The organism is Kluyvera huaxiensis (assembly GCF_040149365.1).
GTDB classification, from domain to species: Bacteria; Pseudomonadota; Gammaproteobacteria; order Enterobacterales; family Enterobacteriaceae; genus Kluyvera; species Kluyvera intermedia_A.
Genome location: NZ_JBEFLV010000005.1, coordinates 241658 through 252552 on the forward strand (window position 1 = coordinate 241658; position 10895 = coordinate 252552).

7 protein-coding genes are annotated in these 10895 nt (G+C 54.0%); 4 read left to right on the forward strand and 3 right to left on the reverse strand.

Features of this window, described 5'->3' with window-relative positions; translation table 11 throughout:
• Nucleotides 1–7: 7 nt before the first annotated feature.
• The gene (gene glgP / locus ABOC97_RS07895; RefSeq protein WP_349596031.1) at nucleotides 8–2455 is read left to right on the forward strand and encodes a glycogen phosphorylase; all 2448 of its coding nucleotides are present in this window, start codon (nucleotides 8–10) and stop codon (nucleotides 2453–2455) included.
• Nucleotides 2456–2504: 49 nt separating this feature from the next.
• Here the strand turns inward: glgP and glpD are convergent, their stop codons facing one another.
• The gene (gene glpD / locus ABOC97_RS07900) at nucleotides 2505–4013 is read right to left on the reverse strand and encodes a glycerol-3-phosphate dehydrogenase (protein ID WP_349596034.1); all 1509 of its coding nucleotides are present in this window, start codon (nucleotides 4011–4013) and stop codon (nucleotides 2505–2507) included.
• A gap of 201 nt (nucleotides 4014–4214) precedes the next feature.
• Here glpD and glpE point away from each other — a divergent pair, with 201 nt between their 5' ends.
• The 3 genes from glpE (at nucleotide 4215) to ABOC97_RS07915 (ending at nucleotide 6278) form a co-directional block, all read left to right on the forward strand.
• Nucleotides 4215–4544 (forward strand): thiosulfate sulfurtransferase GlpE, encoded by a 330-nt coding sequence (glpE, locus tag ABOC97_RS07905; RefSeq protein WP_349596037.1) that lies wholly within the window; start codon nucleotides 4215–4217, stop codon nucleotides 4542–4544.
• Between the two features lie 127 nt (nucleotides 4545–4671).
• Nucleotides 4672–5502, forward strand: coding sequence for a rhomboid family intramembrane serine protease GlpG (glpG, locus tag ABOC97_RS07910; RefSeq protein ID WP_349596040.1), 831 nt, complete (start codon nucleotides 4672–4674; stop codon nucleotides 5500–5502).
• 17 nt (nucleotides 5503–5519) lie between these two features.
• Nucleotides 5520–6278, forward strand: coding sequence for a DeoR/GlpR family transcriptional regulator (locus tag ABOC97_RS07915; RefSeq protein ID WP_234504321.1), 759 nt, complete (start codon nucleotides 5520–5522; stop codon nucleotides 6276–6278).
• A 59-nt stretch (nucleotides 6279–6337) separates the two neighbouring features.
• On the opposite strand, the gene ABOC97_RS07920 is transcribed toward ABOC97_RS07915, so the two are convergent.
• Together ABOC97_RS07920 and malT are read right to left on the reverse strand one after the other, a co-directional pair.
• Nucleotides 6338–7705: a glycoside-pentoside-hexuronide (GPH):cation symporter gene (locus ABOC97_RS07920; RefSeq protein WP_349596044.1), complete on the reverse strand. Its 1368-nt coding sequence runs from the start codon at nucleotides 7703–7705 to the stop codon at nucleotides 6338–6340.
• A gap of 225 nt (nucleotides 7706–7930) precedes the next feature.
• Nucleotides 7931–10636, reverse strand: coding sequence for an HTH-type transcriptional regulator MalT (gene malT, locus ABOC97_RS07925; protein ID WP_349596046.1), 2706 nt, complete (start codon nucleotides 10634–10636; stop codon nucleotides 7931–7933).
• Nucleotides 10637–10895: the final 259 nt, after the last annotated feature.

Here is a 10895-nt window from a genome sequence, read left to right on the forward strand (position 1 = left end):
CTTAGTTATGAATGCACCTTTTTCCTATGCATCACCGACCCTCAGCGTTGAGGCACTGAAGCATTCTATTGCCTATAAGCTGATGTTTATCATTGGGAAAGATCCGGCTATCGCCAACAAGCATGAATGGCTGAACGCCACGCTGTTTGCCGTGCGCGACCGCCTGGTCGAGCGCTGGTTGCGATCCAACCGCGCCCAGCTTTCCCAGGAAACACGGCAGGTCTACTACCTGTCGATGGAGTTTTTGATTGGCCGCACGCTTTCCAATGCGCTGTTATCTTTAGGGCTGTATGAAGATGTTAAAGATGCGCTGGAAGGCATGGGGTTAGACCTTGAAGAGCTGATTGACGAAGAGAATGACCCAGGGCTCGGTAACGGCGGCTTAGGGCGCTTAGCGGCCTGCTTCCTCGATTCGCTAGCGACGCTGGCGCTGCCGGGCCGTGGCTACGGTATTCGCTATGACTACGGTATGTTCAAACAGAACATCGTCGATGGCCGTCAAAAAGAGTCGCCGGATTACTGGCTGGAGTACGGCAACCCATGGGAATTCCCGCGTCACAATACGCGCTACAAAGTGCGCTTCGGTGGCCGCGTGCAGATGGAAGGCAAAACCAGCCGCTGGCTGGAGACGGAAGAGATTCTCGCGGTTGCTTACGATCAAATTATCCCGGGCTATGACACCGACGCTACTAACACGCTGCGTCTGTGGAACGCGCAGGCCAGTAGCGAAATCAACCTCGGTAAATTTAACCAGGGCGACTACTTCGCGGCGGTAGAAGATAAAAACCACTCGGAAAACGTGTCGCGCGTCCTTTACCCGGACGACTCGACCTATTCCGGGCGTGAACTGCGCCTGCGCCAGGAGTACTTCCTGGTGTCGGCGACGGTACAGGATATTTTAAGCCGCCACTACATGTTGCATAAAACCTATGCCAACCTGGCGGATAAAATTGCTATTCACCTGAATGACACCCACCCGGTGCTGTCGATTCCAGAGCTGATGCGTCTGCTGATTGACGAGCATAAGTTTAGCTGGGACGAGGCCTTCTCAGTGGCTTGTCAGGTCTTCTCCTACACCAACCACACGTTGATGAGCGAAGCGCTGGAAACCTGGCCGGTCGATATGTTGGGTAAAATCCTGCCGCGCCACCTGCAGATTATCTTCGAGATTAACGACTACTTCCTGAAGACGTTGCAAGAGCAGTATCCGAATGATACTGGCCTGCTGAGCCGTACTTCTATCATCGACGAATCGAATGGCCGTCGCGTGCGCATGGCGTGGCTGGCGGTAGTGGTGAGTAAAAGGGTGAACGGCGTTTCCGAGCTGCACTCCAATTTGATGGTGCAGTCGCTGTTTGCCGACTTTGCCGCTATCTTCCCGATGCGCTTTACCAACGTCACTAACGGCGTGACGCCGCGTCGCTGGCTGGCGCTGGCGAACCCGGCGCTCTCCAACGTGCTGGATGAGAATATCGGCCAGACCTGGCGCTCCGATCTCAGTCAGCTCAGCGAGCTGGAGCAGCATATTGATTATCCGAAGGTGAACCAGGCAGTACATCATGCCAAGCTGGAAAATAAAAAGCGCCTCGCGGATTTTATTGCCCAGAACCTGAACGTGGTGGTGAACCCAACGGCGCTGTTCGACGTGCAGATAAAGCGTATCCACGAGTACAAACGTCAGCTGATGAATGTGCTGCACGTGATTGCGCGCTATAACCGCATTAAGGCCGATCCGAGCGAGAGTTGGGTTCCAAGGGTCAATATCTTCGCCGGTAAAGCCGCTTCGGCCTACTACATGGCGAAGCATATTATTCATCTGATCAACGATGTGGCGAACGTTATAAACAACGATCCGCAGATTGGTGACAAGCTGAAAGTGGTCTTTATCCCGAATTACAGCGTGAGTCTGGCGCAGATGATCATCCCGGCGGCGGATCTTTCTGAACAGATCTCGCTGGCGGGCACCGAGGCGTCCGGGACCAGTAACATGAAATTTGCGCTCAACGGGGCGTTAACGATTGGGACGCTGGACGGCGCTAACGTCGAGATGCGGGAGCACGTCGGGGCGGAAAACTTCTTTATCTTCGGTAATACCGCCGAGGAGGTTGAAGCGCTGCGTCGTAAGGGCTACAGCCCACGTGACTACTACGAGCAGGATGCCGAGCTGCGCCAGGTGCTGACGCAAATCGCCACCGGTGTGTTTAGTCCGGGCGAACCGGGACGCTACCGTGATCTGGTGGATTCGCTGATTAACTTCGGCGACCACTATCAGGTGCTGGCTGACTTCCGTAGCTATGTGGATTGCCAGGATAAGGTTGACGAACTGTACCGCGAGCCGGAGCAGTGGACCACCAAAGCGATGCACAACATCGCCAATATGGGCTATTTCTCTTCTGACCGTACGATTCAAGAGTATGCCGAGAATATCTGGCATATTGAGCCGGTGAAACTGTAAAACAGCAACGGGGCCATCTGGCCCCGTTTTTTATTGTCTTGTCGAATCGTTAAGACGCCAGTGACAATTCAGGCTTTCCCAGCGTTTTCACCAGCCATTCACTGATACGCGATTGCTGTTCGGCGTTCAGCCACATCCCCTGCTTGGTACGACGCCAGATGGCATCGTCCAGACGACGCACCCACTCGTGTTGCACCAGGTAGCGCAGCTCTGCTTCATAAAACTCATGGCCGAAATCTTCGCCCAGACCGCTGACATCACGCGCATCGCCAATAATTAGCTCGCTGTTGCTGCCGTAGGTGCGAGCGTAGTGACGAGCCAGCGACTCGGTGATGAACGGATAGCGGCGACGCAGCTTCGCGGCGTAGTCATCGCGATCGCTGCCTATCTCACCGCCGGGCAGGACTGCGCCTTTGGTCCACGCTGGGCCAATTCCGTGATAGTAAGGCGCCAGTTTCTCCAGGGCATGTTCTGCCAGCTTGCGGTAGGTGGTGAGCTTGCCGCCGAATACCGACAGCAGCGGCGCTTTGCCGTGGTCATCATGAATATCCAGCGTATAGTCGCGGGTGATGGCCTGCGGTGAATCGGACTCGTCATCGCACAGCGGACGCACGCCGGAGTAGGTCCAGACGATATCTTCGCGGGCGAGCTGTTTTTTAAAGTGGCCGTTGTAGACCTTCAGCAGGTAGTTAATCTCGCTTTCGTCGATCTCGACGTTTTTCGGATCGCCCTGGTACTCCACGTCGGTGGTGCCGATGATGGAGAACTCGTCCATCCACGGGATCACAAACACGATGCGTTTGTCTTCGTTTTGCAGGATGTAGGCCTGTTTCTGCGTGTGGACGCGCGGAACCACGATGTGGCTGCCTTTAATCAGGCGAATACCGTACGGTGACGGCAGCTGCATGCCGTCATCAAAGAATTGTTTCACCCACGGACCGGTAGCATTGACCAGACCGCGAGCTTGCCAGCGGAAACGCTCTCCGCTGTCGATATCTTCCGCTTCAACCACCCACAGGCCGTTTTCGCGTTTAGCGGAGATAGCTCGGGTGCGAGTGCGAACTTCACCGCCTTTCTGTACCACCATTTGCGCGTTGGCTAACACCAGACGAGCATCATCTACCCAGCAGTCGGAATATTCGAAACCGCGCACGATTTCTGGCTTCAGAACGGATTCTGCGCCAAAACGCACGCCGGTAGAGGCGGGCAGGCTGGTACGTTTCCCCAGATGATCGTACATAAACAGACCGGTACGGATCATCCACGCCGGACGCAGATGCGGACGGTGGGGGAGTCGAAAACGCATGGGAATGGCGATGTGCGGGGCCATTTTTAGCAGCACTTCGCGCTCGGCTAGCGCTTCGCTGACCAGGCGGAATTCATAGTGCTCAAGGTAGCGCAGACCGCCGTGAATAAGCTTTGAGCTGGCGCTGGATGTGGCACACGCCAGATCTCTGGCTTCCAGCATCAGGACGGATAAACCACGCCCCGCCGCGTCTGCCGCAATGCCTGCGCCGTTGATGCCGCCACCAATCACAATCAGATCTTTGGTTTCCATTATTGCTACCTCAAGGACTTTCGTTATAGCTCATTAATGTTCGATATCGCTCATAATAGCAAGTAAACGCGCCTTTGGTAACATAGAAAAAACATTTTAGAGTGATGTGCATAACATATTGGCGTTTACGTGGCATGACGACGTACACTTGGCGGTAAAATGTCGTCAGCAAGACACCTGCCATAATGATAAGAGAGCACCATGGATCAGTTTGAATGTATCAACGTAGAACAGGCGCACCAGAAGCTGCAGCAGAAAGCGGCCGTGCTGGTGGATATTCGTGACCCGCAAAGCTATGCCGTTGGCCATACGCCGGGCGCGTTTCATCTGACGAACGACACGCTGGGTGCGTTTATGCGCGATAACGATTTTGAAACGCCGGTTATGGTGATGTGCTATCACGGCAACAGCAGTAAAGGCGCGGCGCAGTACCTGCTTCAGCAGGGTTATGACCAGGTTTACAGCGTTGATGGCGGCTTTGATGCCTGGCATCGCCACTTCCCGGCAGAAGTCGAACACACGGTATTTTAACCACCGTAACGATTTTTACCCCCAATACCGCCTGCTAATGGGCGGTGATAGTGTCGCGTTGCAACCTATCCGTCAGGGTTTGGGTATATACTGTCCTCTTTTGTGTGGAATAGAAGCGACCTGCTGTATGTTGATGATCACCTCTTTTACCAACCCTCGTGTGGCCCAGGCCTTTGTAGACTATATGGCGACACAGGGCGTTATTCTGACTATCCAGCAGCATGAACGTAGCGATGTCTGGCTTTCTGATGCCTCGCAGGAGGCGCGCGTTCGCGCAGAGCTGGAACAATTCCTCGATAACCCGGCCGACCCGCGCTATCTGGCGGCGAGCTGGCAGTCTGGGCAAACCAATAGTGGTCTGCACTATCGTCGTTTCCCATTCCTGGCAACCCTGAAAGCCGGAGCGGGCCCGGTGACGATGAGCGTCATGGCGGCCTGCATCCTGGTCTTTATTCTGATGAGCGTGGTGGGCGATCAGCCGGTGATGCTGATGCTGGCCTGGCCGTACGATGATTCGCTGAAATTTGAGGCCTGGCGCTACTTTACTCATGCTTTAATGCATTTCTCCTTCATTCATATCCTCTTCAACCTGCTATGGTGGTGGTACCTCGGCGGTGCGGTAGAAAAGCGTATCGGTAGCGGTAAGCTGGTGGTGATTACCTTAATCAGTGCGCTGCTGAGCGGCTTTATGCAGCATCAGTTCAGTGGCCCGTGGTTTGGTGGTCTATCCGGCGTGGTTTATGCCTTGATGGGCTATGCCTGGCTGCACGGTGAGCGCGACCCGCAAAGCGGTATTTTCCTGCCGCGCGGGTTGATGATGTTCTCGCTGATTTGGCTGGTGGCCGGATGGTTTAATGTATTTGGCATGTCGATTGCGAACGGCGCACACATCACCGGGCTGGTGATTGGGCTGGCAATGGCCTTCGTCGATACGCAGAATGTGCGAAAACGAGCATAATTTTCCAGGGATTCATCATGAAACAAACACAACGTCATGACGCGATAATCGAGCTGGTAAAACTACAGGGTTACGTCAGCACGGAAGAGCTGGTAGAGCACTTCTCCGTCAGTCCGCAGACGATTCGTCGCGATCTGAACGATCTTGCTGACCAGAAAAAAATCCTGCGTCATCACGGTGGTGCCGCGTTGCCGTCGAGCTCGGTGAATACGCCGTGGCACGATCGTAAGGCGACGCAAACCGCCGAAAAAGAGCGGATTGCCCACAAGGTTGCCAGCCAGATCCCAAATGGTTCTGCGCTGTTTATTGATATCGGCACCACGCCGGAAGCGGTGGCGCATGCGCTGTTGAATCACAGCGATTTGCGTATCGTGACCAACAATCTCAATGTCGCCAACACGCTGATGGTGAAAGACGATTTCCGCATTATCCTGGCGGGCGGCGAGCTACGCAGCCGGGATGGCGGCATTATCGGTGAGGCCACGCTGGACTTCATTTCTCAGTTCCGCCTGGACTACGGCATCCTCGGGATCAGCGGCATTGATAGCGATGGTTCCCTGCTGGAGTTTGACTATCACGAGGTGCGCACCAAGCGCGCGATTATCGACAATTCTCGTCACGTGATTCTGGTTGTCGACCATTCGAAGTTTGGCCGTAACGCGATGGTGAATATGGGCAGTATCAGCATGGTAGACGCGGTGTATACCGACGTTCTGCCGCCGCCGGGCGTGATGCAGGTGATTGCTGAGAATGAGGTGCAGCTGGAGCTGTGTTAAAAAAGGGCGCTTTTAGAAGCGCCCTTTTTGTTGCGCCTCCCGAGGAGGCGATGATGGCTTTAGGACATCTGCTGCTGGAATTTCCCTTCGCTGAGGTCGGAGACGATAGCGTTCATGCGGTCTTCGGTCAGGCGATAGTAGCGAATAGAAACTGCAGTAATCAGGTAGAAGATAGCCGGCAGGACCGTAAACAGGATTAACACTCCACGGATAGCTTCTGTTGATTGCTGTTCAACGCCCGCCTGGTAGCCGTAGAAAGCTAGCCCCCAGCCGGTCAGGGCGCCACCGATAGCTACGCCCAGTTTGATAATGAAAATGTTGGCCGCCACGTTCATCCCCGTAATGCGGCGCTGGGTTTTCCATTCCCCGTAGTTATTGGCATCGGTGATCATCGACCACTGCAACGGCGCGTTAATCCCTTGCAGAATATTGAGGATAATGTGGACGATAAACGCCGGGATCCAATAATCTGAAGGCAGTACGAGGAAGGCTAAGCCAAATAAAGCGCTGAGGACATTCACCCAAACTGAGGCACGGATTTTACACATCCATGAACCGACCTGTTTTGCCATCAAGCTACCGACGACGGCGGCAACGGTGGTTGCCAGCATAAACAGAGATATAATGTTGCTACCCTGGTGCAAAATATATTGCACAAAATAAACCAGCAGGCTGCCGCGTACTACGACGCCACAGAGCATGGCCAGGTTATATATTGACAGGACCCGCCACTGATCGTTTTTCATCAAAATACGCACGTCGCGTAAAATGTTTAAATTCTCTTCTTTAACCGGCGTAATACGTTCGCGAGTGGTCATAAAGCAGACCAGGAACATAATGCAGCCAATTACCCCAAAAATGCCCATCGCCCATTGCATACCGGTGGCTCTGTCACCCGGTGCGATGAGATCGGCCAGCGGCAGGATAAGCGCGGTACCCATGGCTCCGCCAATTGGCGCAACGGCAAAACGCCAGGACTGCAGCGACAGGTTTTCTTTGGGATCGGCGGTAATGGCCGCGCCCAGCGAGCAGTAAGGAATATTAATCGCGGTATACATCAAAGTCATAAAGATATATGCGACGACGGCATAAACAATTTTACCGGTTTGTTCGAAGTTCGGCGTGGAATATACCAGTACGCAGCTTACGGCAAACGGTACACAAATGATTAATAGCCACGGACGGAAACGCCCCCAGCGACTTTTGGTCTGATCGGCAATGGCCCCCATAATCGGGTCAGTAATGGCGTCTAAAACTCTGACGACTAAAAATAGAGTCCCCATTACTGCTGGGGGTAAGCCATAAATATTCGTATAGAAATAAGCAAGAATAGCAACTGAAGAATCAAATACGATATGGCTTGCGGCATCGCCCAAACCAAAGCCAAACTTCTCTTTATTACTGATTTTTCCGGTTAATGCCGACATAGGGTCACCTGTTTATTATTACGTGCCAACATACGACATCATTTATAAAAGGTGACGTTGAACCTGAGTATTCTAATTTTTCACTTTGCGGTTATGTTAATTCTCTATTGTGACACAGCTATCTCTTTGTCATTCATGGGGAGGCGGGTGGCGTTGAGAATATTTGAGGGGACGATGTTTACCCGGCTGACATCGTAAAGATGCCAGCCGGATTAGGCGTAACGGCTAGACGCCGTAGCCCATCATCTTCAGCAGTTTCTGTGCATGTTGTACCGCATCCTGACGATGCGCCACGCCCAGCTTCTGATACAGGTTACGAATATGCGTTTTGATGGTGGTTGCGGCGACATCGAGTTCACCGGCAATCTGCTCATTGCTGTAGCCGGAATAGATAAGCCCCAAAACCTGCCACTCACGCTGGGTGAGCGGGCTGGTGCGGATAAGCTCCGGTACTTCCGGGTGGTTAAGCAGGCGCTCCACGAAGCTCTCATCGAAGTGGGCGAACTTATGCCGATGATGCTGGTTAATCTCGCGCAGAATACGCTGGGCACGGTGCTGGTCAAGCTCCGGCAGCGTATTCAGTTGGATCAACTGACGCAGCTGCTGCGCCATGGCTTCACCTTCAATCACGAAGTGGCTGATAAACCCGGTGCGGTTTGCTAATTGCAGCGCTTCCAGCAGCATACGCTGGGCTTGGTTCTTATTACCGGACTGCCAGTGCAGCTGATTAAGTAACAGCAGGTTGCGGTTGAGATCGCTCATCAGACGCAGCGAACGGGCGTTTTCGTTGAGTTCTTCCAGCACCATTTCGGCAGAATCAAATTCACCGAGTAAAATCTGTACCCGGGCGATGTTGCGCCATTGGCCCTGCAAGAAGTGGTTATTGGCGAATTCAGGTTTCGGCGTATGGCGAAGCCAGTTGGCGGCGGACTTTTTGTCGCCGACCATCTGCCAGTAAATCACCCGGACTTTGTCTGCGTTGGAGACCCAGTCGCTGTGATACGCACCGTTGCCCAGTAAATTCTCAAGACGGTTCAGGTGATTGCGAGCGTTGTCCAGATCGCCACGCGCCAGCGAGCACTGAACCTGCAACGACAGGCACTGGAGCTGTTGCTGCGGCTGGAAACTGCTGAGCACCTCAATACCGGTGCGAGCAGCGGCTTCCGCTTCGTCGAGACGCGCCCAAGCCCACAGTAGCTGTGAACGAATACGCAGCAGGAACTCATGCATCGGCAGCTGTTCAAGATGTTGTTCGCGAATCAGCTGGAAGCCTTTCTCCTGACATTCCCACGCGGCTTGCAGGAAGCCCTGGGCGAACAAAATTTCGCTTTGTTGGATAAGGCTCCACAGCGCGTAGTGCCAGATATCGTGACGACGCGCCATTTGTTCGGTTTGCTGCATCACCGCGATGGATTGGCTCAGCAGCCCTTTGCAGTGCAGCACCTCGCCATGTACCGAGGTGGCGACGATGCGGCTATAGAAATTAGCCAGCGGCAGCTCTTCCAACGCGACGGTGGAAAGGCGCTCCGCTTCATCCTGGTCGCCGTCGTTAATGGCGACCTGGGCGCGCAGGGCGTTGAAATCACCATGCAGCGACGCGTCCATTTCTGAGGTCATTTCCTGCTCGGCGCGGGCCAGCAGGGTATTCACTTCGCTGTAGCGGTGCTGGCTTTGCATCAGCCAGGCCTGTAGCAGCACCAGGCGCGGGTTCTCCAGCAGACTTTGCCACGGCAGCGCAGAAAGCGACTCTTCGAGCAGCGTCAGTTCGCTGTGGTGGAACAGTCCCCACGCGTGGTTTAGCAGAATGTCGCGCAGCATTTTCGGGTCACCCGCGGCCAGCGCGTGGTGAATGGCTTCGCTTGGGAAACCTTGTGCCATCCAGCTTTCTGCGGCGGCACGGTGAATTTCCGGCAATTCGGCCGCCAGTTCCCACTGGCAGCGCTGACGCAGGAAGCTACAAAACAGCGGATGGTAGTTGAACCATTCGCCGGAGTTATCCATGCGTTGCAGAAAAAGCCCCTGGCGCTCGATCTCTTCGAGACGCATCTGGCCGTTTTCTTCACCGGTGACGCGGGCGATAAGCGAGTCGTTCATCGAGCGCAGCAGCGAGCTTTTCAGCAGGAAGTTACGCGTCTCCCGATCGACGTTATCGAGGACTTCATCGACCAGATAATCGGATAGATGGCTGGCATTAATTCCCGCCAGACGGCGCGCAGAGTGCTGGGTGGCGTTGTTACGCTGACGAGCGGAGAGCGCAATCAGCTGTAGCGCGGTGGCCCAGCCGGCGACGTCGTCACACAGACGGCTGCTTTCCGCCACTTCAATCGGCGACGCTAAGCGGCAGTCAAAAAATTGTTTGGTTTCTGCATGCGTGAAAGAGAGCTGTTGGCTACCCACTTCCAGCAGTTGATCGCGCACGCGCAGGTTGGCAATGCCAAGCTGCGGTAGGTTACGCGACAGTACAACCAGCGTGAGATTCTCCGGCTGGTGGCGCAGGAAAAAACGCATCGCATCGTGGATCACCGGATTGGTGATCAGATGGTAGTCATCAATGACCAAATAGAGCGGACGCTGCCATTCGCTGAGTTCAATGAAAAGCTGAGAGAAAAGGGAGCTCAGGCTGGCGTACTGGCGCTTTTGCACCATGTTTTCGCTGGCCTCGCAATGGCCGCCCGTCGCCTGCTGAATTGCAGCGATCAGGTAGCTGGCAAAACGCTCCTGCTGGTTGTCACCTTCATCAAGTGAATACCAACCGAGATCGCTCATCCCTGCCGCCCATTGTGACACGAGCGTGGTCTTTCCATAGCCAGCCGGACTGGTTATCAGCGCCAGACGATAATTGTTCGCGCCTGAAAGTTTCGCCAATAGCCGCTCACGAACCACCGTGTGTTCGAGACGGACTGGTCGACTTAGTTTTGACGGAATCAACATAGCTAATCACTTCACTGTGAGGATTGGAAAACGAGATTTTTTTTGCGCTTCGTAATTAATCCATACAAAGGTCGGTCAAATAGCTATGTATTGCAAGTTATGTCCCGTTTTCATGCTTGCGAATTTGCTATATGTCACAATTTTTTATATTTAATGCCATCTTCGGGTAATGCTGCCAACTTACTGATTTAGTGTATGATGGTGATTTTAAGGTGCTTGCGTGGCTTCCATTTCCATCAGATGTCCTTCCTGCTCCACT

What these genes read in the sequence shown, in the direction of transcription:
- ABOC97_RS07915 (WP_234504321.1), top strand. Translation starts at nt 5,520, where the DNA reads ATGAAACAAACACAACGTCATGACGCGATAATCGAGCTGGTAAAACTA.
- glgP (WP_349596031.1), top strand. Translation starts at nt 8, where the DNA reads ATGAATGCACCTTTTTCCTATGCATCACCGACCCTCAGCGTTGAGGCA.
- ABOC97_RS07920 (WP_349596044.1), bottom strand. Translation starts at nt 7,705, where the DNA reads ATGTCGGCATTAACCGGAAAAATCAGTAATAAAGAGAAGTTTGGCTTT.
- glpE (WP_349596037.1), top strand. Translation starts at nt 4,215, where the DNA reads ATGGATCAGTTTGAATGTATCAACGTAGAACAGGCGCACCAGAAGCTG.
- glpG (WP_349596040.1), top strand. Translation starts at nt 4,672, where the DNA reads ATGTTGATGATCACCTCTTTTACCAACCCTCGTGTGGCCCAGGCCTTT.
- malT (WP_349596046.1), bottom strand. Translation starts at nt 10,636, where the DNA reads ATGTTGATTCCGTCAAAACTAAGTCGACCAGTCCGTCTCGAACACACG.
- glpD (WP_349596034.1), bottom strand. Translation starts at nt 4,013, where the DNA reads ATGGAAACCAAAGATCTGATTGTGATTGGTGGCGGCATCAACGGCGCA.